General features: G+C 48.3%; 16 protein-coding genes, 1 tRNA gene and 1 pseudogene. 6 read left to right on the top strand and 12 right to left on the bottom strand.

Annotated features, from left to right (window positions below; genetic code table 11):
- Positions 1-16: 16 nt before the first annotated feature.
- From fusA to NC980_RS19215, 6 genes are all read right to left on the bottom strand, one after another.
- On the bottom strand, positions 17-2152 hold the full coding sequence (gene fusA, locus NC980_RS19190) for an elongation factor G (RefSeq protein WP_190377370.1): 2136 nt from the start codon (positions 2150-2152) through the stop codon (positions 17-19).
- Positions 2153-2219: 67 nt separating this feature from the next.
- Positions 2220-2690 (bottom strand): 30S ribosomal protein S7, encoded by a 471-nt coding sequence (rpsG, locus tag NC980_RS19195; protein WP_190377371.1) that lies wholly within the window; start codon positions 2688-2690, stop codon positions 2220-2222.
- Positions 2691-2879: 189 nt separating this feature from the next.
- Positions 2880-3263 carry a 30S ribosomal protein S12 gene (gene rpsL / locus NC980_RS19200; protein WP_190377372.1) on the bottom strand — a complete coding sequence of 128 codons (384 nt, stop codon included), beginning with the start codon at positions 3261-3263 and terminating at the stop codon, positions 2880-2882.
- Between the two features lie 132 nt (positions 3264-3395).
- The gene (locus NC980_RS19205) at positions 3396-3728 is read right to left on the bottom strand and encodes an iron-sulfur cluster assembly accessory protein (RefSeq protein WP_190377373.1); all 333 of its coding nucleotides are present in this window, start codon (positions 3726-3728) and stop codon (positions 3396-3398) included.
- 109 nt (positions 3729-3837) lie between these two features.
- Positions 3838-4248 (bottom strand): cupin domain-containing protein, encoded by a 411-nt coding sequence (locus tag NC980_RS19210; RefSeq protein WP_190377374.1) that lies wholly within the window; start codon positions 4246-4248, stop codon positions 3838-3840.
- Between the two features lie 179 nt (positions 4249-4427).
- A complete protein-coding gene (locus NC980_RS19215; protein WP_190377375.1) occupies positions 4428-6260 on the bottom strand; it encodes a phosphodiester glycosidase family protein in 1833 nt (610 codons plus the stop codon).
- Positions 6261-6904: 644 nt separating this feature from the next.
- Here NC980_RS19215 and gltB point away from each other — a divergent pair.
- On the top strand, positions 6905-11539 hold the full coding sequence (gene gltB / locus NC980_RS19220; protein ID WP_199298571.1) for a glutamate synthase large subunit: 4635 nt from the start codon (positions 6905-6907) through the stop codon (positions 11537-11539).
- A 57-nt stretch (positions 11540-11596) separates the two neighbouring features.
- On the opposite strand, the gene NC980_RS19225 is transcribed toward gltB, so the two are convergent.
- The 5 genes from NC980_RS19225 to NC980_RS19245 all read right to left on the bottom strand — a co-directional run bounded on the left by NC980_RS19225 (position 11597) and on the right by NC980_RS19245 (position 16674).
- Positions 11597-12202 carry a Uma2 family endonuclease gene (locus NC980_RS19225; protein WP_190377377.1) on the bottom strand — a complete coding sequence of 202 codons (606 nt, stop codon included), beginning with the start codon at positions 12200-12202 and terminating at the stop codon, positions 11597-11599.
- Between the two features lie 481 nt (positions 12203-12683).
- Positions 12684-12756, bottom strand: a tRNA-Arg gene (locus NC980_RS19230).
- Between the two features lie 94 nt (positions 12757-12850).
- Positions 12851-14611, bottom strand: coding sequence for a ribonuclease J (locus NC980_RS19235; RefSeq protein ID WP_190377379.1), 1761 nt, complete (start codon positions 14609-14611; stop codon positions 12851-12853).
- 100 nt (positions 14612-14711) lie between these two features.
- Positions 14712-15608, bottom strand: a complete 897-nt coding sequence (gene dapA, locus NC980_RS19240) for a 4-hydroxy-tetrahydrodipicolinate synthase (RefSeq protein WP_190377380.1) — start codon at positions 15606-15608, stop codon at positions 14712-14714.
- Positions 15609-15633: 25 nt separating this feature from the next.
- Positions 15634-16674 carry an aspartate-semialdehyde dehydrogenase gene (locus tag NC980_RS19245; protein ID WP_190377381.1) on the bottom strand — a complete coding sequence of 347 codons (1041 nt, stop codon included), beginning with the start codon at positions 16672-16674 and terminating at the stop codon, positions 15634-15636.
- A gap of 305 nt (positions 16675-16979) precedes the next feature.
- On the opposite strand from NC980_RS19245, the gene tig reads away from it, so the two are divergent.
- The 4 genes from tig (at position 16980) to NC980_RS19265 (ending at position 21445) form a co-directional block, all read left to right on the top strand.
- A complete protein-coding gene (gene tig, locus NC980_RS19250) occupies positions 16980-18383 on the top strand; it encodes a trigger factor (RefSeq protein ID WP_190377382.1) in 1404 nt (467 codons plus the stop codon).
- 95 nt (positions 18384-18478) lie between these two features.
- Positions 18479-19174, top strand: coding sequence for an ATP-dependent Clp endopeptidase proteolytic subunit ClpP (clpP, locus tag NC980_RS19255; protein WP_190377383.1), 696 nt, complete (start codon positions 18479-18481; stop codon positions 19172-19174).
- Positions 19175-19183: 9 nt separating this feature from the next.
- The gene (gene clpX, locus NC980_RS19260) at positions 19184-20521 is read left to right on the top strand and encodes an ATP-dependent protease ATP-binding subunit ClpX (protein WP_190377384.1); all 1338 of its coding nucleotides are present in this window, start codon (positions 19184-19186) and stop codon (positions 20519-20521) included.
- A 66-nt stretch (positions 20522-20587) separates the two neighbouring features.
- Positions 20588-21445: an alpha/beta hydrolase gene (locus NC980_RS19265; protein ID WP_190377385.1), complete on the top strand. Its 858-nt coding sequence runs from the start codon at positions 20588-20590 to the stop codon at positions 21443-21445.
- On the opposite strand, the gene cofG is transcribed toward NC980_RS19265, so the two are convergent.
- On the bottom strand, positions 21397-22368 hold the full coding sequence (cofG, locus tag NC980_RS19270; protein ID WP_190377386.1) for a 7,8-didemethyl-8-hydroxy-5-deazariboflavin synthase subunit CofG: 972 nt from the start codon (positions 22366-22368) through the stop codon (positions 21397-21399). The two genes, NC980_RS19265 and cofG, sit on opposite strands and share 49 nt — an antisense overlap.
- 348 nt (positions 22369-22716) lie before the next feature.
- On the opposite strand from cofG, the pseudogene NC980_RS19275 reads away from it, so the two are divergent.
- Positions 22717-22828: pseudogene (locus tag NC980_RS19275) on the top strand (photosystem II q(b) protein); the annotation flags it as partial.

Below are 22828 nucleotides of genomic sequence, written 5' to 3' on the forward strand. Positions count from 1 at the left end.
ACAATTCCTCTCCTGATTAAGCGTTCCCTTTGTTTTTCGCAATGATGGTTTCAGCGACGTTCTTAGGTACTTCTTCATAATGGCTAAATTCCATTGTAAAAGTACCGCGTCCCTGAGTCATCGATCGAATATCCGTAGCATATCCAAACATTTCTGCCAGTGGAACCTTGGTTGTGACCTTGGCAATTCCCCGCTCGACTCCTTGAGCTTCAATCTGCCCACGCTTCGAGATCAGGTTGCCCATGACGCTACCCAGAAAGTCTTCTGGCACTTCAACTTCAACCTTCATCATCGGCTCCAAGAGTACCGGGCTGGCTTTTAATACGCCATCCTTGATCGCCATCGATCCGGCAATCTTAAATGCCATTTCAGAAGAGTCTACATCGTGGTAGGAACCATCGACGAGTGTTGCTTTCACGTCGATGAGCGGGTAACCTGCCAAGATGCCGCTTTCGCAGGCTTCCTTCATGCCCTGTTCAGCAGGTCCAACATATTCTTTAGGAACGGTTCCGCCCACGATCTTCGAGACGAATTCGAATCCGCTACCTGTTTCGCCTGGTTCAAGCTGGATGACAACGTGACCATACTGACCTTTACCACCACTCTGACGGACAAATTTGCCTTCAGCTTTGACGGCTTTACGAATGGTCTCCCGGTAAGCTACTTGAGGCGCACCGACGTTTGCTTCGACTTTGAACTCGCGGAGCATTCGATCGACCAAGATTTCCAAGTGCAATTCACCCATTCCGGCGATTACAGTTTGGTTAGTTTCTTGATCAATGCTGACGCGGAAAGTCGGGTCTTCTTCAGACAATGCCTTGAGCGCTTTCGAGAGTTTCTCCATATCGCCCTTGGTCTTCGGTTCTACTGCAACCGAGATTACAGGCTCAGGAATAAACAGCGATTCAAGAACGATGTTGTCGCCCTCAGGGCAAAGCGTATCGCCTGTCAGAGTATCAGACAGTCCAGGAATTGCTCCCAAGTCGCCCGCTCTGAGTTCGTCTACATCAATTCGATCGTCCGCTTTCAAGACAATCAACCGAGAAACGCGCTCTTTCTTGCCCTTGGACGAGTTATAGATGTAGCTACCTTTCGACAGTACACCAGAGTAAACGCGAACAAAAGTTAAGCGACCGACGAATTTATCCGTCATCACTTTGAAAGCGAGTGCAGCCAGAGGTGCATCATCTTTCGGAGGACGAGCGGCAACGCTGCCATCCGGCAGAGTTCCTTGAATCGGCGGAATGTCGATCGGTGACGGAAGGTAATCCAGCACCGCATCAAGCATTTGCTGAACGCCCTTGTTTTTGAAGGCAGAACCGCAAAGCATCGGCACAAAGAATTCTCCGTCAATTCCCTCGATCGTCCCTTTCCGAATTGCGGCTTTGATTTCTTCTTCGGTGAGTTCTTCACCTGCGAAATACTTCTCAAGCAGCGCTTCATCAGTTTCTGCAACCGATTCGATCAAGTTCGTGCGAAATTCCTCGGCTTTCTCTTTGAGATCTTCGGGAATCTCAGTGACTTCAATTTCGCGACCTAAATCATCCTTGTGGATATAGGCTTTCATCCGCACAAGGTCAATGATGCCTTTGAACTGATCTTCAGCGCCGATCGGGATTTGGATGGGAACCGCTTTTGCTTGCAGACGATCACGAATCTGATCATAGACTTTGAAGAAGTCCGCACCAGTTCTGTCCATCTTGTTCACGAACACCATGCGGGGAACCTTGTAACGGTTCGCTTGCTTCCACACGGTTTCCGATTGCGGTTGAACGCCACCCACCGAGCAGAATACAGCGATTACACCGTCCAGCACTCGCATTGAGCGTTCAACTTCGATTGTGAAGTCTACGTGCCCAGGCGTGTCAATGATATTGATCTTGTGTTCAAGTTCGCCTTCACCAGGCTGGTTCGGCTTATCAGCATCGCGACGAGTCCATTGAGTCGTAATTGCAGCAGCGGTGATGGTAATGCCCCGCTCCCGCTCTTGCTCCATCCAGTCCGTTGTGGCTGTCCCCTCATGCACTTCGCCAATCTTGTGGACGATGCCGGAGTAAAATAGAATTCGTTCAGTTGTTGTTGTCTTGCCCGCATCAATATGCGCGGCGATCCCGATGTTTCTGACTCTTTCGAGCGGGACGGTACGAGCCACAGCTACCTCCTTAGCATCTGTGCATGGTTTAAATCACACTACTGCGTCTATTAAGATTTTATACTTTTTAATAGCGATAGTGTGCGAATGCTTTATTAGCTTCTGCCATCCGGTGGGTTTCTTCCCGCTTCCGAATCGCGCTTCCCGTTTCGTTGGCGGCATCCATTAGTTCGCTTGCCAGTTTGGCTGACATCGATTTGCCTGCACGCGCTCGCGAGAACTGGATTAACCATCTCAACGCTAGGGCAATTCCACGATCGCTTCGCACTTCCATCGGTACTTGGTACGTTGCACCACCCACCCGACGCGCTTTCACTTCAACCAAAGGAGTCGCATTCTTGACTGCCCGCTCAAACGTCTCTAGCGGATCAGCACCAGTGCGCTCTCGAATCGTTTCAAACGCATCATAAACAATGCGGGTAGCTAGAGATTTTTTGCCGCTCGCCATAATCCGCCGCACCATCATGGTGACTAGGCGAGAATTATGCACGGAGTCGGGGGGAATGGGACGCTTTTTGATTACGACGCGACGAGACATAATGAGCCTTTAAGAGAAAAGAACAGTAAATGGATTGAGTCAGCAAACCGGGGGCGCGATCGTGGAGTTCAAAAGAGTGTCGTGAGAAGATTCTCTAAAATAGCTTCGATCGCTAACAAACGAACCTCATGGACTCAAAAAAGCTGAGCTACGAGGTTCATTTAGCAAATTTATCTAGCGGCAGATCGCTTACTTTGCTGCTGCCTTCGGACGTTTCGCACCGTACTTGGAGCGACCTTGCTTGCGGTCTTTCACGCCAGCCGTATCGAGGGTTCCGCGAATAATGTGGTAACGAACACCGGGCAGGTCTTTGACCCGACCGCCACGAATCATCACAACCGAGTGTTCTTGAAGATTGTGACCGATACCGGGGATATATGCTGTCACTTCAAAGCCTGAAGTGAGGCGCACCCGCGCAACTTTACGCAGCGCAGAGTTCGGTTTTTTCGGTGTGGTGGTATAGACCCGTGTGCAAACTCCACGACGCTGAGGGCAACTCTTCAGAGCCGGGGATTTGGTTTTCTTTCGAGCTTTGCTGCGCTCACTACGGATGAGTTGCTGGATGGTGGGCATTTTTTAATGTATTGGAGAATGCAGTTTTTCGACTGCTCCGACTTTCAACGATCACTAAACATACCAATAGATCGATTCGGCTGTCAAACAATTGCAGCGCGATCGATCCTTTAGCACGAAAGCTTTCCTATTCTAGCTCTCATCAATCGAGAATGAGACACCACAATCGCAACTTTTTTTAGCGTTAGGATTGTGGAAGCGGAAACTACCGCCCATGAGGTCTTCTGAGAAGTCGATCGTTAAATTCTGAAGATATTGAGTGCTGTGCAGATCGATCACGATTTGAATACCATTGCAGTGATGAACGCGATCGCTGGAATCGAGTTGGGTTTCAAATCTCGTTAGATAAGAGAGTCCTGCACAGCCACCTGGTTGTATTTGCAGGCGGAAAAAGGCGGAAGGATCAGGATGATGCCTTTGCAAGCGTTGAATCTCTGCGATCGCAGAAGGACTTAATTCGATCATATGAAAAGGCGAAGCGGAATTTTAAATTCATCGTACCGCGATCGTTCAACCCAAAAATAAGATGAGGCAATTCTAGGGAATTGCCTCATCTCAAAGTTAAGTTTAGTCTTTAGTTTGCGCGTGAATAGTCATCTTGGAACCGCACGATGTCATCTTCTCCAAGATACTCACCGTTTTGAACTTCAATCAACACCAGGGGGATGACTCCAGGATTCTCTAGACGATGAGTTGTACACTGAGGTACATAAGTAGACTGATTGCTGCTGAGGGTGATTTGCTGCTCACCACACTCCACTTTTGCAGTTCCAGAAACGACAATCCAATGCTCGCTGCGGTGGTGGTGCATTTGTAAACTTAGGCGATGTCCGGGCTTAACTTCGATCCGCTTAATTTTGTAGCCGCGACCTTCTTCCAGGATCGTAAACGATCCCCAGGGACGGAGTTCTGTTGCAGCAGTCTTTGCAGCCGTTGGAGACAGCACAAGGGCTGGAGTTTGAGTCTTTTCTTGAGCCTGAGCCACCGTTTCTCTCCTCATAAATACTAGAGTTTCGCGAACTAGATGCGCGGACTCGCGCAAAATCAATTCCCAACCAAAAAGGCTAACAAACTAAATCGGGAGGCGCTTGTATAGAGTGGACAATTTGAGAAGATTTTACGAAGTCTTGATTTGAATCACAAAATCCATGAAGAAGTTGAGCGTTAAGGTTGAAGAAAAACTCCAATTCCGTTGTGAACGCGAGCAGACGATCGAGCGGGTCGATCAAGAATTTGCCCTCCCAAATATAAAGTTGTTGAGCTTCCACCATCCAGGTTTAGAGCGTTAATCGCTCCAAGTTGCTGCATGATTTCTGCCATATCGCTTAACGTTGCACCGAGGCCTGAAATATTATTTTGAGCGGTCACAATCAGAATTCTACCCTCGGCAGTTTGTCCGATCGCACTCCGGGCAGCTCTTTCTTGGATAAACGCTGGGCTGAACTGCTCTAATCGAGCATCAAGAACGCTTTGCCCATTGCGGAGCAGAAGTGGCCCGCCTCCAATCAGGTTGGGCAACGCAGCGAGATCAGTAGGGTTAAAGACGCTTTCGAGTTGAACAGAAGTTTTGGGGATAAAAGCGGCAGCAGCCGTTCGATTCGAGCGAAAAACCAACAGGTATCCGCCGACTGGAATTGGAATTGCTGTTCCAACAGTTGCTGCGTTTTGTTGAATACTAATTTGATTATTTTGGACGGGAATAAGAATCTCATTCTCGGTCAGCGTCGCATAGGTGCTTCCCCAGTCACTGGTATATCTCGCAATTCCCGCTTGAATAAATGCAGAATTTAAAGTCGTCAAAGGAAAGCGCTGTCCAGAACCAAAAATAAGGGTTTCCCGAAGCGTTAGGCGATCGAATTTCCAGTTGCCAGCTTCATCCCAACCCACTACACCCCGACCTAGAATTGCTCCCGAAGCAAACTGATTATTCAGCTTGATTGCTCCTAGAGGAAGCTGATTGATGCGATTAAAGTAACCGCCATTGATTGCAGCGGTTGCTGAAGATTGTTGGGCAGTTTGAAAGAGCGGCAAAGTTCCAACTAAGGTTGTTGAATTAGGAAGAATCGGGCGAATGCTAAGTCCGGGTTGGCGGGGATTAAGTTCAAGCCAGACGATCGGAAATTGTCCTGATCGCACTGTTAAATTTTTCTGTCGCCACAGTAGCCCATTTGCCCACAAAACGTCTTTGTTGCTAAGGAAGTTTGAGCCGACATCAATCACAATCTGATTCGGACTGGATGCAGTCGTAATTTGAGAACGCAGCCCGATCGGAATTCCAATTCTGATAACGGTACGGTTTCCGGCAGATTCAACTTTTAGCGATCGGATTCGGCTAGCTGGATTCGGCTTAAATTTTTGCAGTTGAGGCTGATCCGCTTGAGCCTCTAAGGTTAAAACAAGTTCATTTTGCTGTGGATCAGTTTGCCAAGCAGCAGGACGATCGAGCGTGAGGCTAATCCGATCGCCATTGGTTGAAAACGGTGCTTGCTCAATTCCGATTAGATTCGCGATCGCAGTTGAGATCTGTAATGTGTTACCGCTGATCTGAGTCTGCCAACCGTTTTTCTGGGCGAATTCAGTAATATCAAGATACCGAACTGGCGGAGCTAATCGAGTGGAAAAGACAGCCTGAGAAAACCATTGAATCGGCTGACGATTGGCATCTGCTGTACTGAGTAGCTCAGCCCCAAATCGTTGGGTGACAATTACATCACTTAAGCCGATTCGGGTTATTCCGTCTAATTGCCATTGGCTCCAGTTTCCATTAAAGGCTTGCCCATTTAGAACAATTTGAGTTCCTTGAGCAAGTAGGGGTGGGGTGCGAGAGGAAGTTAGCGGGGTAAAACTAAGGGGTGCCGTTTTACGAGGCAATGCTTGTTTCGTTGAGCTGAAATCGAGTGCTGCAGGCGCATCTGCTAGAGCGGGAAGTGTAATTGTGTCTGCCAGAGACATCGCAAGCGCTGCAAGAAAATAGAAGCTAGACCTAACAATAGTCATCTGACACAATTCCACGGGGCAAAGATAAAAGAATGCGATCGCCGCAGGTCATTTTACTGTATTGACCTCAATTGCGATTCGGGTTTGTAGAACAATACGAGAAGTATCAAGAAATCCTAACTTCTTTTCGATGTCTCGATATTATCAAGACCTGTTGCGGAACGGTTCAAATTAAGTATCGCTAGACAATTAGCCTGGTGTTCAGATTGTGATCGAAGATTGGGCGGAGATTCGGTAGCGGCATTCCGCAGTTTTACAGGCATTGTCAGAGTGCAAAATTTTCTATACTATTCTTATCCCAGGCTTTGTAAAAATTCAGCTAAGCTAGATATCCCTAATTACACACTGAGACTTGCGCGTTGAGTACATCAGTATCAAACAAGGGAATCTAAAACCCTGCTGAGCACAGAATGAGCGAAACGGCAAATCGTTTTCTAGATTTGAATTTCGCCACAGAGTTAGCGGTTTTGTCTTCGGGCATTTCTTACGATTATGGAACCGCTTAACGAGCAAAGTTTTCTTGATTGTTGAATCATCGCTATTTCTTCATAAATTCTTCAAACTTCCTAGCGCTAACCTTTTCTTAGCCCAGTTTGTCTCCGCTCAACCCTAATCCCCTTGAAATGAATCGAATGAATCCTTCCATGAGTCAAGCTAGTGTTCCGTCAGAGTGTCAAAACCCATCGATCGCTAATGGATATGCAGGTCAGCGTTGGCTAGTTGAAGAACGCGATGCTTGTGGTGTCGGCTTTATTGCAGATCAAAAAGGTCGGGATAGCCACGATCTGATGGCAAAAGCACTGAACGCCTTAGCTTGCTTGGAGCATCGGGGCGGGTGCAGCGCTGATCAAGACTCCGGTGACGGTGCAGGCTTGATGGCTGCAATTCCCTGGGAAATTCTAAATCAATGGGCAAGAGAGCATAGGCTCACCCTTCAACCCAATCAAGTCGGTGTGGGGATGGTGTTTTTGCCGCAAGATGGTGCGATCGCGGCTGCCGTCAAAGAAATCGCTGAGAAGATTATTGCTGAGGAAGGATTAACCCTACTAGGCTGGCGGGTTGTTCCGGTTAAACCCGAAATTCTCGGAATTCAAGCGCGGGAAAATCAGCCCCAGATCGAGCAATTGTTAGTGAAATCTGACACCTTGAGCGGAGAAGAGCTAGAGCGCAAACTGTATCTGACTCGTAAGCAGATTCACCGCATTCTAGCTGAGAAGGCACAGCCAGGATTCGATGAACTCTACGTCTGCTCGTTTTCAACGCGCACGATCGTTTACAAAGGTATGGTGCGATCGGCGGTTTTAGGTGAGTTTTATCAGGATCTACAAAACCCTAGCTATAAGAGTGCATTTGCGCTGTATCACCGTCGTTTCAGTACGAATACGATGCCGAAGTGGCCTCTGGCGCAGCCGATGCGCTTACTGGGGCATAACGGTGAAATTAATACGCTGCTTGGTAACGTCAACTGGATGCGGGCGCGAGAAGCCGATTTAGCGCACGAATTTTGGGGCGACCGCGTGGGTGCGCTGAAACCGACTGTGAACTCCAATAATAGTGATTCCGCTAATTTAGACAACGTGATGGAACTGCTCGTTCGTTCTGGACGTAGCCCAGTTGAAGCGTTGATGATGATGGTTCCAGAGGCGTACAAAAATCAGCCGGAATTGAACGAGTATTCTGAAATTGTTGATTTCTACGAGTATCACAGTGGCATTCAGGAAGCTTGGGATGGTCCTGCACTATTAGCGTTCTGCGATGGGAAAATCGTGGGAGCAACGCTCGATCGCAACGGTTTAAGACCCGCTCGCTATACGATTACTCGCGATGGATATCTGGTTGTGGCATCTGAGGCAGGTGTAGTTGAGATTCCAGAATCTGAAGTGATTGAGAAAGGGCGGTTAGGCCCTGGTCAAGTGATTGCATTTGATCTTGAATCTCATGAAGTGCTAAAGAACTGGGATATCAAGCAGCGCGTAGCAAACCTCCGCTCCTACGGAGAATGGTTAAAGAACCGGAAAACGCTGCAATCCCAGGAGTTTCTAGAAGTAGCGCAAATGGAGCCGCAGGCGCTTCTGACTCATCAGACCGCTTTTGGTTACACCTTAGAAGATGTCGAAATGGTCATTCAAGACATGGCGGCACAAGGTAAAGAGCCGACTTTCTGTATGGGTGATGATATTCCGTTAGCGGTGCTGTCTGAGCGTCCTCACCTGCTGTACGACTACTTTAAGCAGCGCTTTGCTCAGGTAACAAATCCGCCGATCGACCCGCTGCGCGAAAAACTCGTCATGTCCTTGACGATGCAGCTTGGAGAACGCGGTAATCTCCTTGAGACGAAGCCTGAAGGTGCAAATCTATTTGTTCTAGAATCGCCAGTTCTGAGTGAACCGGAGCTTGATCAAGTTCGTCGATCGGGCTTAGAAACCGCAAATCTTTCAACTTTGTTTGAAATTGCCGCAGGCCCCGAAGGGCTGAAAGCTGCGGTCAAGCAACTGTGTGAACAAGCGGCGGAAGCGGTGCGATCGGGTAAAAAGATTTTGGTGTTGAGCGATCGCTTGGATCAATCTGGCAATATCACCCGATTAAGCGCAGACCAAAGCTACATCCCACCCATGTTGGCAGTGGGAGCGGTTCACCATCATTTGATCCGTCAAGGCTTGCGGATGAAAGCATCGCTGATCGTAGATACCGCTCAAGCTTGGAGTACGCATCACTTTGCTTGCTTGATTGGTTACGGCGCGAGTGCCGTTTGCCCCTACCTGGCATTGGAAACGGTGCGCCAATGGTGGTCAGATTCCAAAACTCAAGGCTTGATGGAGCGCGGCAAGATCAAAGCTGCAAGCTTAACTCAAGTGCAAGCGAACTATCGCAAAGCGATCGAAGACGGTTTGCTCAAAATCCTCTCGAAGATGGGCATTTCCTTGCTGTCGAGCTATCAAGCTGCACAGATCTTTGAAGCGATCGGCATTGGTGGCGATCTGTTGAATTTAGGCTTCTTCGGTACAGCCTCGCGATTGGGTGGACTAACGATCGCAGAACTGGCTCAAGAAATTCTGTCGTTCCACAGTCGTGCTTTCCCAGAGTTGACCACGAAAAAGCTAGAGAACTTCGGCTTCGTGCAATATCGCCCGGGTGGTGAGTATCACATGAACAGCCCGGAACTGGCTAAACATCTGCATCAAGCGGTCAGAACGAACAGTTTTGATCACTACGATCTGTACCAACAGCATTTGGCAAATCGTCCGATCACTGCTTTGCGTGATTTGCTTGACTTCAACAGCGATCGCGAATCCATCTCGATCAATGAAGTTGAACCCGCAACCGAAATTGTGAAACGCTTCTGTACAGGTGGAATGTCGCTCGGTGCATTGTCGCGAGAAGCGCATGAAGTCTTGGCGATCGCGATGAACCGCTTGGGGGGTCGATCGAACTCTGGCGAAGGTGGAGAAGATCCGATTCGGTATAAAGTGCTGAATGAAGTTGAAGACGGCACATCCCCGCTCTTGCCGCACCTCAAAGGACTAAAAGCCGGCGATACTGCTAACTCCGCAATCAAGCAGGTTGCGTCTGGTCGCTTTGGTGTTACGCCTGAGTATTTGATGAGCGCAAAGCAAATCGAAATCAAGATGGCTCAGGGTGCGAAGCCCGGTGAAGGCGGACAATTGCCGGGGCCGAAGGTAAGTCCTTACATTGCGTTACTGCGTCGATCGAAGCCCGGAGTCACCCTAATTTCTCCGCCGCCGCACCATGACATTTACTCGATCGAAGATTTGGCTCAACTGATCTTCGACCTGCACCAAATCAATCCTGTGGCTCAAGTCTCAGTCAAATTAGTGGCAGAAGTTGGAATCGGCACGATCGCGGCAGGAGTCGCCAAAGCGAACGCAGATATTATCCAAATCTCTGGTCACGATGGCGGTACAGGTGCTTCACCGTTAAGCTCAATCAAGCACGCGGGTAGTCCCTGGGAACTAGGATTAACCGAAGTTCATCGCGTTTTGATGCAGAACCAACTGCGCGATCGCGTCATCCTCCGAGTTGATGGTGGCATCAAGGCTGGATGGGATATCGTCATGGCAGCACTGATGGGTGGTGAAGAGTTCGGATTTGGCTCGATCGCGATGATTGCAGAAGGCTGCATCATGGCGCGAATTTGCCACACGAACAATTGCCCGGTCGGAGTCGCAAGCCAGAAAGAAGAACTTCGTAAGCGTTTCCCTGGTACACCAGAGCACGTGGTTAATTTCTTTCTGTTCGTGGCGGAAGAAGTCCGATCACTCTTAGCTCGTCTGGGCTACAAATCCCTGAATGAGATTATTGGACGTGCGGATCTTCTGAAGATGCGCGAGGGGGTCAGCCTGACCAAAACTCAAATGCTGAATCTCGATTGTTTGACTCAGCTACCGGACACTCGCAGCGATCGCACTTGGCTCAATCATGAAACTGTTCATAGCAATGGCGCTGTTCTAGATGATCAAATTCTGAGTGCTGCTGATATTCAAGCGGCGATTCAAAATCAAGGCGACGTTACGAAAGCAGTTGATGTCATCAACACTGATCGGACAGTTGGAACTCGGATTGCGGGTGTGATCGCGAAACAGTACGGTAACTCCGGTTTCAGTGGTCAAATTACTTTGAACTTTACCGGAAGTGTTGGTCAAAGCTTTGGAGCGTTCAACCTCCCTTGTATGATGCTGAACTTGGTCGGTGAAGCGAACGATTACGTGGGTAAAGGAATGCACGGAGGAACGATCGCGATCAAGCCCTCATCTGAAGCAACTTATGATCCGTCTCAAAACGTGATTATCGGTAACACTTGTCTCTATGGCGCAACGGGTGGACGACTGTTTGCCAATGGGCAAGCTGGAGAGCGGTTTGCTGTCCGAAATTCGATGGCTGAAGCGGTTGTCGAAGGCGTTGGCGACCACTGCTGCGAATACATGACGGGTGGCGTTGTTGTCGTTCTCGGTCGTGCAGGTCGTAACGTAGGTGCAGGGATGACAGGCGGATTGGCTTACTTCTTGGATGAGGATGGTAGCTTCCAAGCGAAAGTGAATCCTGAGATCGTTAAAACTCAGCGAATTGCCGCACCTGCTGGCGAACGGCAGCTTAAAGAACTACTTGAGGCGCACGTTGAGCATACGGGTAGTCCGAAAGCGAAGGCGATTCTGGAAAACTGGTCGGAGTTCTTACCGAAGTTCTGGCAAGTGGTTCCGCCGTCGGAGAAGGATACGCCTGAAGCGAATCCTGATGTAGAAAGGGTTGCAGCTTCGGTTTAGGTCAATTTGGTTTGAGAAAAGAGGAGCGATCGCACAAACGATGCGATCGCTCCTCTTTTATGTCTCACTAAAATCAATACCTTCGTAAAGTTCTGCAATTTGAATTTCAATCCCAATTGTTCTGAGCATTAAAGCTACTGCTGGATCATCAAATTCCGAGAATAGCCATTGATTCGCAGCCGTCTTTACATGATGCTCGACATGAATTCGGTACTGGTCGATCAATAGATATTCTTGAAAATTAAGCATTGTCCGATAAGCAACGAATTTTTCACCTCGCGCTGCTTCGCAGATACCGCAAGGGTCGTAGTTCTGAGTCGATTTCGATAAGACCTCAGCAATAAAACAAGGATTGATCACGGTATCAGTTCGCCCGACTTGAAGCTCGATCGGTTTTGGTACAACCATGACATCGGGATAAGTGTAAAGGCTAACGCCTGGAACCCACAGACGCTGATCGGTGTAAAACGTCCGATAGTTTTTCCCCTTTAAAGCAGTCTTGAGTAAAACATAGAGGTTTCCGGCAATGTCGTTGTGATTTGGTGTGCCGCCAGTCATTAAGACAATCTCCCCGTTGCGGTACTCGCTCCGGGTTTCGGAGACAAGCTCTATCTCTAAATACTCTTGAGTGCTGTAGTGCTTTTTCTCGGCTTGAGCAACCATGTCTGCCTCACCTCAAGATGTTCAAGGTTTTGCTTGATTTTAGTTGAGAAGACGATCGACCGTTCGCGTTGTCGAACCTCTTGACTGAAAGACTCGTTCTTTTTCGCAATCGTACAGGGCAAGAATAATGCTTGTATCTGACAAACATCTACTACTTATTCATATCAATCTGTTCGCTGTCTTGCTCGATCGCTTCCTGCATCAATGCAATATCATCCAGTGCGATCGCGCCTTCAAAGCGCAGCAGTCGAGAACCTGGAACGCCTCGAATCGTTGAATGATTGAGAGTTTTGACAAATTCTAAAACTTGCTTCTAGGAGCTTTTTGGCATTCTGCGTAATAGAAGAATCTTTCTCTAATATCCCCCATGGATACTAGTTTTTGACAATGAACAGGAAGGCTCGCCGGACGTATTTTCTAAATCTCACAAAATCAGAAAATAGCCTTTAGCTGAATTGATTATTGAGCAAATTAACTTCAACGAGCATGGCAGGAATCGAACCTGCGACACCCAGAACCGGAATCTGGTGCTCTATCCCCTGAGCTACATGCCCACTCGTTACTCTGTGAGTATAGCAAGAATCGCGCCGATCGCACTATTCTTGCCGTTGCAATCTGTGACGATCGCAACGGCAAACCCTCAAAATCCTAAGAAGCGACCTTTGCTGTAGCGCGTTGGCGCGTCGGAGTTGCTTTCACCGCAGCAGGTTCAGGATTCTGCATCAAGAACACCAGCAGCGGATTGCTTTGAAGCTCACGCCGCAGCAAGCGATGAATTTCGCGCTCAATCTGAACTTGTAAGCCCGTCCAATCGATTTCGACTCGACCATCGAACGTGCTGTAGAACTCATTCCAACGATCGTTTAACACCGCCTCGATCGCTTCTTGAATTCTGCCTCGCAACTGTTCCGGATTCATCGAAGTCACGACGCCGCGCAGATGCACATCCGGCTTTGCAAATAATCGACCTTCGTTCGTGATCGTCGCCGCCACCGTGACAACTCCATCACCTGCTAACTGCTGACGCTCTTTCAGAACCCGATCGTCCACCATGCCCGATCGCGACGTATCAACCAGTTCAATTCCTGCCTTGACTTTACCAGCCTTGCTGATCGAATCCTTGGTCAGTTCAACGACATCACCGTTATCGATAATCACCATGTTCTCAGCCGGAACGCCAGTGCTTTGAGCCGTTTGAGAGTGCTTAATCAGCATCCGATGCTCACCGTGAACAGGTAGGAAGAACTTCGGACGAGTCAGCGCTAACATCAATTTCTGATCTTCTTGGCAGCCGTGACCGGAAACGTGAATGCCTTGATCCTTGCCGTAAACGACTTTTGCGCCGTTCATCATTAGTTTATCGATCGTATTCACGACCGCGATCGTATTTCCAGGAATCGGGTTAGCAGAAAATACAACCGTATCACCTTCTCGAATCTTCACTTGACGGTGTTCGCCGTTCGCAATCCGCGTCATTGCTGACATTGGTTCACCTTGCGATCCGGTTGTCAGAATCAAGACATCCTTATCCGGCATCTTCTGAGTAACGTGCAGGGGTTGAAGAATGTCGTCGCGACATTTAACGTAGCCAAGAGTGCGAGCGTGGGCGATTACGTTCAGCATCGATCGACCCAATACCGATACGACGCGACCATGCTTTTCTGCCAATTCCAGAATCATGTTGATTCGGTGAACCGATGAGGCAAAGGTTGTAATCAGCAACCGTCCTTTGGCTTGAGAAAAGACGCGATCGAGATTCGGAAACACCGATCGTTCTGATGGCGTAAAGCCTGGAATCTCAGAGTTAGTCGAATCGCTGATCAAGCAATGAACGCCTTTTTCACCATATTCGGCTAAACGCTGAAGGTCGAACTTCTCGCCATCGACCGGAGTATGGTCAAACTTAAAGTCGCCTGTGTGAATCACAACGCCAACCGGAGTGTGAATCGCAACCGTGAAGCTATCGGCGATCGAGTGCGTGTTGCGAATGAATTCGACGAAGAAATGCGTCCCGATGCGAACGATATCGCGCGGGCGAACCGTTCTCAGCTCAGTGCGATCGGTGACTCCCGCTTCTTCAAGCTTGCCTTCGAGCAGTGCCAGCGCTAAACGCGGGCCGTACATCACTGGAATGTCTAGCTGTTTGAGGTGAAAGGGAATACCCCCGATATGATCTTCGTGTCCGTGCGTGATAATCATGCCTTTGATCTTTTCGCGGTTCTCACGCAGGTAGGTCATATCGGGCAGCACGATATTTACGCCGTGCATTCCGTCTGTAGGAAAGGCGAGCCCTGCATCGAGCAGTACAATTTCATCGCCGTATTCAAAAACGCAAGTATTCTTACCAATCTCATGCAGTCCGCCGAGCGGAATGATTTTGAGCGCGTTTGACGAGTTGTTTTGAGTCATCAGTGTCCTTTCTAGGGTTAAGAGAAAATTGATTGAGAGATTCAGCAGGCAGCAAAATGCTCATCCTGTGATCACTGAAATATTCAGTTGTGCAGAAACTCTAAGCATGTGCCGTTTGCAGCAAGTTCAGTTCCGCCATGACTTGCTTGACTTGAAGCTTCACCTCTTCATCTGGAGAGCACAGGGGTGGGCGGAGTGCGCCAACTTGCCATCCTTGCAGACTTAGTGCGGCTTTGACTGGAATCGGATTCGTCGTAACGAATAAAGCTTTAAACAATGGAAGTAGCTCTAGGTGAATTTGGGTCGCTTTCTGAACTTGACCCTTCTCGAATGCTTGGATCATCTGCTGTAGTCGCGTTCCGACGAGATGGCTCGCAACGCTGACAACTCCTTTTGCACCGATCGCTAACATCGGCAAAGTCAAAGAATCATCTCCAGAATAAATCGCAAATTCAGATGGGGTCATCCGCCGAATTTGGCTGACTTGATCTAGATTGCCACTCGCTTCCTTAATTGCAACAATATTCGGAATTTCTGAGAGTCGAGCGACGGTTTCAGCCTGAAGATTCTGGCTGGTACGACCTGGAACGTTGTATAGCATCAGCGGCAAATCCGAAGATTCTGCGATCGCTCTAAAGTGATGATAGAGTCCCGCTTGCGGCGGTTTGTTGTAATAAGGCACGACCTGCAACGAGCCGTCTAATCCTATTCTAGCGGCTTTTCTCGTCGCTGTAATCGCTTCCGAAGTCGAGTTCGATCCGGTTCCCGCCATTACCTTTGCTCGACCGGAAACGGCACGCTTCACAACTTGAAAGAGTTCAAATTCTTCATCCCAAGAAAGCGTCGGCGATTCTCCAGTCGTACCACAAACGACGATCGTATCTGTACCCGTCTCAATTAAATGAGCCGCTAACTTTTCAGTCACAGCGTAATCGACTGCTCCATCCGCTGTAAATGGCGTGATCATGGCAGTCAAGACAGTTCCAAAATTTACCACACTCTATTTAAACTCCTTTAAGTCACTATCGATTTGTTGCTAAAGCTGGTTTAAGCAAGTTCTTTTCGATTAGAAGTTCTGCAATTTGAATCGCGTTCAAGGCTGCACCCTTGCGAATTTGATCCCCGCACAACCAGAGTTCTAAACCATTCAGATTAGAAATATCTTGGCGAATGCGTCCGACTAAAACCTCATCCTTGCCGCTAGCATCGATCGGCATCGGAAAATAGTTTGCGTTCCAGTCTTCGACAAGCTTGACTCCTGGGGCTTGTCGTAACAGTCCTCTCGCTTTTTCCACGCTAAAAGGAGAGTCAAACTCTAGGTTAATCGCTTCTGAATGTGCCCGTAGAACGGGAACCCGTACACAAGTTGCAGTAATTCTCAGATCTGGTACTCCGAAAATTTTGCGAGTCTCGTTTACCATTTTCAACTCTTCTTCGCAGTACCCAGATTCATCCAGCTTTGAGTTGTGCGGAAACAAGTTGAACGCTAGAGGGTACGGTAGAATTTCGGCTTTCGGGTTTTTGCCTTGCAAAATATCGATCGATTGGTGCTTTACTTCTTCCATTGCCCGCGCACCCGCACCACTCGCGGATTGATAAGTCGCTGCCACGATCCGCTTAATCGGCAGGACTTGATGCAATGGATAGACTGCAACCGACATCAGAATCGTCGTACAGTTCGGGTTGGCAATTACGCCCCGATGGTGTGCTGCTGCCTCTGGATTCACTTCTGGTACAACAAGCGGCACATCTGCATCCATCCGAAAGGCGCTGGAGTTATCAATCATCACAGCCCCAGCCGCAACGATATCTCTAACCCATTGCTTCGAGATTGATCCGCCTGCCGAAGCAAGAACAATATCAACATTGTTAAACGAAGCCTCATTCACGGCTTCGATCGCCAAACTCTCCCCCTGAAACGTCAGCGTTGAACCTGCCGATCTTGGAGAAGCTAACAGCTTCAATTCAGAAACAGGAAAATCACGCTGATCCAACAGTTCTAATAGTTCAGTTCCGACCGCTCCTGTCGCCCCTAAAATCGCTACTCGATAGGATTGACCCAAAATAAATTCCTCCAAACGGGCTGCAAATTAGAAAAGCTTTAATAAGAGTTGATTGACGCGAGACTTAGCAAAAATAATAAAGATGTTCGATCTGTTCTTCAGAGACTAACGTGCTTTGGGCACGAATTCAAGTGGCTGGAATGCTTTTCCGACTGCCAGTATTCCCTAAATTATTGCAGAATTGCGGATCAATTTTATTGGCTCAATCCTTAAGATTCTCTCTAATGAATCGCGCAAGCGCGACTAGAATCGGTTAGTATAGCTTACTGCTTGATAGAAATTCGCATTCTTTGTCACTTACGCCGATGAAAGTTACCCAGGAAAAGCTTCCCGCCAGTCAAATCGGGCTGGAAATTGAAATTACGCCAGAGATGTCTCAGAAAACCTACGATCGCGTGTTGCAGGACTTTACGCGATCGTTGAATGTTCCGGGGTTCCGTAAAGGCAAAGTACCACGCCAAGTCTTGATTCAACGCTTCGGAATGAATCGAATCAAAGCGGCTGTGATCGAAGAACTGGTCGATACCGGGCTAAAAGAAGCGATTAAGCAGGAAAATATCGAGGCGCTAGGAAATTTCCAACTGCGATCGTCGTTTGATGAATTAATTGCTCAATACACACCCGGTCAAGCGCTGACCTTCTCGGCAGCGGTAGATGTCTCTCCGGAGGTGACGCTGAAGCAGTATAGAGATTTCACGCTGCAAGCAGAAGAAGTCAAGCCTGATCCAGAACGAGTCAAATCGGTGATCGAAAACTACCGGACTCAGATGGCGACGCTGGTTCCGATTGAAGATCGCCCCGCTCAGAGGGGAGACGTGAGTGTGCTCGACTTTAAGGGTCGCTTCACGCCTGCTGATGGTGAAGAAGAAATTGAGGTTCCGGGCGGCGAGGCTGCTGATTTTCAGCTTGAACTCGAAGAGGGTCGCTTTATTGCAGGCTTCGTGGATGGAATTATCGGCATGAATGCTGGTGAGACTAAGGAAATTTCGGTAACTTTTCCGGAAGATTATCCCCAAGAGCAGCTTGCTGGGCGACCTGCAACATTCGAGATTACGCTTAAAGAACTGAAGGAAAAAGAACTTCCCGAAGTCGATGATGAATTCGCTAAAGAAGCAAGCGGCGATGAATTTGAGACGATCGCCGAAATGCGCGAATCTCTAGAAAAGCGTTTCACGGAAGAAGCCGAGCAGCAAACCAAAGCCAACAAAGAAGAAGCTGTTCTCAATGAATTGCTGAATCAAGTTGAAGCCGATCTGCCCGAAACCATGATCGAGCGTGAAGTGGAATACATGGTGACGCAAACCGCTATGCAGCTTCAGCAACAAGGCATCGATATCAAGCGCTTGTTGAACAAAGACACGATTCCGATGCTGAAAGAGCGCTCCCGACCCGATGCGATCGGGCGAATTAAGCGCACGCTCGCCCTGGGCGAAGTCGCCAAGAAAGAATCGCTCAAAGTCGAAGAAGACGAACTCAACAACAAGGTTCAAGAACTGCTGAGCGAATTTGAAGGACGCGACATCGACGTAGATCGCCTCAAGAGTGCGGTTGAAGAAGACTTGCTGAAAGAGAAAATTATGGATTGGTTGACGACCAACTCGACGATCGAACTCGTTCCCGAAGGCACGCTTAAAAAAGAGGAGCCAGAAGTAGGCGAACTCGATGATGACAGCGAAGCTGAAGCGGTTGAGGTCGAAGTCGTAGAGTAGGGATAACCGTCGAATCTTTAAGCATTCGGATGTCTGCCGGATAACTTAGCGTTTGTTGGCTAGAATTAGACTTGTGGAACGTAGCCGTATGCCTCATGTATAACTCCCAATCTCACGACTACATTATTCAAAACCTCAGTACGCTTGATGTCGTGTCTCAGGCTGCTCCAACTAACGTCGTTCCGATGGTGGTTGAGCAGTCTGGACGTGGCGAACGGGCGTTCGATATCTACTCGCGTCTCTTGCGCGAACGCATTATCTTTCTCGGCAGCGCGATCGATGACACGGTTGCCGATTCTCTAGTCGCGCAACTGCTCTTCCTCGAAGCCGAAGACCCTGAAAAAGACATCCAAATCTATATCAATTCTCCGGGCGGCTCGGTCACAGCAGGAATGGCGATCTATGACACGATGCAGCAAGTTAGCTGTGATGTGGTCACGATTTGTTTTGGACTGGCTGCTAGTATGGGAGCGTTCCTTCTTTCTGGTGGAACTCCTGGAAAGCGGATGTCTTTGCCGAGTTCTCGGATTATGATTCACCAGCCTTTAGGAGGTGCCCAAGGGCAAGCAGTGGACATCGAGATCCAAGCGAAAGAAATCCTTTATCATAAGCGCAAGCTGAATGAGCTACTCGCTCAACACACCGGACAGCCGCTCGATCGCATCGAAGCAGACACAGAGCGCGATTTCTTTATGTCTGCCGAAGAAGCCAAAGCTTATGGCTTGATCGACCAAGTGATTACTCGGCAGAATCTTCCCAAAGCTAACGAACCTGTCGCCGCAGCAAGATAAGAGGCAGCTATGTCAAAGTACGACTCCCATCTGAAATGTTCTTTTTGTGGCAAGTCTCAAGAACAAGTCCGCAAACTGATCGCAGGCCCTGGTGTGTATATCTGCGATGAGTGTGTGGATTTGTGCAACGAGATTTTGGATGAGGAGTTGTTTGACTCCAGCGCTGCCCCGCAACCCGTTCCGCGCCGAGAGCAAGCCCCGGAGAAACGTCGATCACGCTCTGCCAATATTTCTCTAAATCAGTTGCCTAAACCGCGTGAGATTAAGAAATATTTGGATGAGCATGTAATCGGTCAAGACGAGGCAAAGAAAGTCCTCTCGGTTGCGGTTTACAATCACTACAAACGCTTGAGCTTCCTTCAAGCAAAGAGCAACGGCAAATCCTCTCCGGATGATACGGTCGAGCTTCAGAAGTCAAACATCCTTCTGATTGGGCCGACTGGATGCGGTAAAACGCTTCTGGCTCAGACTCTTGCTGAAATTCTGGATGTCCCGTTTGCTGTGGCAGATGCAACCACGTTAACCGAAGCAGGTTATGTGGGCGAAGATGTCGAAAACATTCTTCTTCGGTTACTTCAAGTTGCAGATCTTGATGTGGAAGAGGCGCAGCGCGGAATTATCTATATTGATGAGATCGATAAGATTGCCCGGAAAAGCGAGAACCCCTCAATTACTCGTGATGTTTCGGGTGAAGGCGTTCAACAAGCTCTTTTGAAGATGTTAGAAGGTACGATCGCAAATGTGCCTCCCCAGGGTGGGCGAAAGCACCCCTACCAAGACTGCATTCAAATTGACACCAGCAATATTCTATTTATCTGCGGCGGTGCGTTTGTGGGACTCGATAAAGCAGTTGAGCAGCGCATGGGTAAGCGGGCAATGGGCTTTGTTCAATCCGGCGAACAATCCAAAGAGAAGCGTACTGCGGATGTCCTGCAACATTTAGAACCCGATGATCTCGTAAAATTTGGTTTAATTCCTGAATTCATTGGACGAATTCCAGTAATGGCAGTGGTTGATCCGCTCGATGAAGACGCGCTGGCTGAAATCTTAACTGAGCCAAAGAATGCGCTGGTCAAGCAGTTCCAGAAACTGTTGAAGATGGACAACGTGCAGCTTGAATTTAAGCCTGATGCGGTGAGAGCGATCGCACAAGAAGCGTATCGTCGTAAAACCGGAGCGCGTGCCCTTCGCAGCATTGTCGAAGAAATGATGCTCGATATTATGTATGAGTTGCCCTCACGCAAAGATGTGACTCGGTGTACAATCACTCGCGAAATGGTTGAGAAGCGATCGACGGCTGAACTGCTCCTACATCCTTCCTCAATTCCAAAACCGGAATCAGCATAAAGCTTGAGTGGCAGATTAAAAACGGGATGATACCCTAAACGTTAGAAACGTTTCAATCTGCTTAGCATGGCTTACATTTTAGTCAATGGCTTTAATCACTATTACGAATGGCTTACTGAATCGGAAGACAATCAACCGAGCGGTAAGCCTGTTTTAGTTTTTATTCATGGTTGGGGTGGGTCTGCAAAATATTGGGAAAGTACAGCCCGATCCCTCTCGCACCATTTCGATTGTCTGTTATACGATATGCGTGGTTTTGGGCGATCGAGAATGGATGCCGCGCCCGAATCGACCTATCACCTAGATGATTATGTGAGAGATTTAGCAGGGCTGCTTGTCGCTCTAAGGCTTCAAAAAGTTTGTCTCAACGCTCATTCAACCGGCTCTTCGATCGCGGTTCTATTCCTGAATCGCTACGCAGAATTGGTCGATCGTGCGGTTCTTACTTGTAGCGGTATCTTTGAATATCAGGAAAGAGCATTCAAAGCCTTCCATAAGTTCGGTGGATATGTGGTGAAATTCCGCTTACCCTGGCTCTATGGCTTACCGTTTACCGATCGTTTATTTATGCAGCGATTTTTGCATCAATCGGTGCCACGCGACATGAGCCGCGCTTTTCTGGCTGACTTTCTGTTAGCAGATGAAGCCGCCGCACTTGGAACGATGTTTTCTGCGGTGAGCCAAGAAGCATCAGAAACAATGCCTGCAGAGTTTGCCCGAATCTTAGTTCCAACGCTATTAATTTCAGGCGAATACGACAAAATTATTCCTGCCGAAATGGGAGAAAAAGCGGCAGCACTGAGCGATCAAGTTCAGCATATAACGATTCCTAACACGGCTCATTTTCCAATGCTTGAAGACCCCAAGACATATCTTCAGTACGTGACAGAATTTTTAGGGGCTGCAAGTCCAGCAGTTCTGTAGCGTTGAACAGCAGGTTGCAATCGTTCAGGAAGCCAGCGATCGTACTGTGCGTAGATTGGCAATCGTTGGACTAGATTGAATCCATGTGATTCAAGTAATACCGCTAAGTCTGCCGCTTTTGGATGGGGATAATCTGGATTCACTTCATCGTGTGGGCTAATTCCGCCTAAATCTTCTGCACCTGCCTCTAGACAAGCAAGGAGATCGTGTTGAATAAGATTTGGGGGGATCTGGATTGCGATCGATTCTGCCAGGATCTTACGCGCAGTCTTGATTAATTCGATTAATTGCCCTGGCTGAAAAGCTGTTTGAGAAAGGCTTTCTTTCTGACCGGGGCTGTAAGGCTGCAAGATGACTTCCTGAATATGACCAAAGCGATCGTGAATTCGAGCAATCTCCTCTAGCGTGTCAATACGATCGCGCTCGTTTTCCCCAAGTCCTAGCAGCAATCCTGTTGTAAAAGGAATCTTTAATTCTCCTGCCCAGGCTAATTGCTGCGATCGCAAGGCTGGAACTTTACTGGGTGCATGCCGATGAACGGTTTCCAATAAGGTTGGTGTCATTTGCTCCAGCATTAACCCCATTGACACATTCACTGTTCTTAGCCTGGACATCTCATCAAAGGTGAGAATTCCCGCATTTGTATGGGGTAAAAACCCCATCGAGAGCGCTAGCTCACAAAGCGCAAAGATTCGATCAAACCAGGCAGACCGAACCGGGTGCTGAGGATGAACCTCGCCACTCAGAATCAGGATTTCAATAACGTTTTGAGACTGAAGGCGCTCTAAAGTTTTTTCTGCTTGAGATAGGCTTAACCACTCGTCTTGCCCTGGTTCCGCCCGAAAGTTGCAATACGTACAGCGATTGAAGCATTCATAGGTTGGAACAATTGTATAAGCCGGACTGTAAGTAATCGATCTCATTCCTACACAAAGATTAGATTCTCTATCTGGGATAACAGATCTGCTGTTTGCTGGCTATCCTTCTGGCGCTTACTCGTTCATCTGCCACTCTAGAACTAATAAACGCTTCTTAAAGATGAATACGAGATTAGCGCTGGCACTTCTAAGAATCCGCACTGGTTCTCGTTTCTGGAGACAAGACCCGCAAACACGAAATCGCTGATCTCAGGGAGTGAAGAAATTGTTACATTGGGTGCGCGAAAACTTAATTCTCCTCTTTACAAAACGAAATAAATCTCTTAATCTAGATTCATAGATTGATTCGTCAATCTAATCTTTGAGTAAACCAATTAGCACTCATACAAAATCATGACAACGACCTTACAGAGACGCGAAAGCGCCAACCTGTGGGCGCAGTTCTGCAACTGGGTGACCTCGACCGACAACCGCCTCTACGTAGGCTGGTTTGGCGTGTTGATGA

It is taken from the genome of Leptolyngbya sp. AS-A5 (genome assembly GCF_039962495.1).
In the GTDB taxonomy this organism is placed as follows: domain Bacteria; phylum Cyanobacteriota; class Cyanobacteriia; order Leptolyngbyales; family Leptolyngbyaceae; genus Leptolyngbya.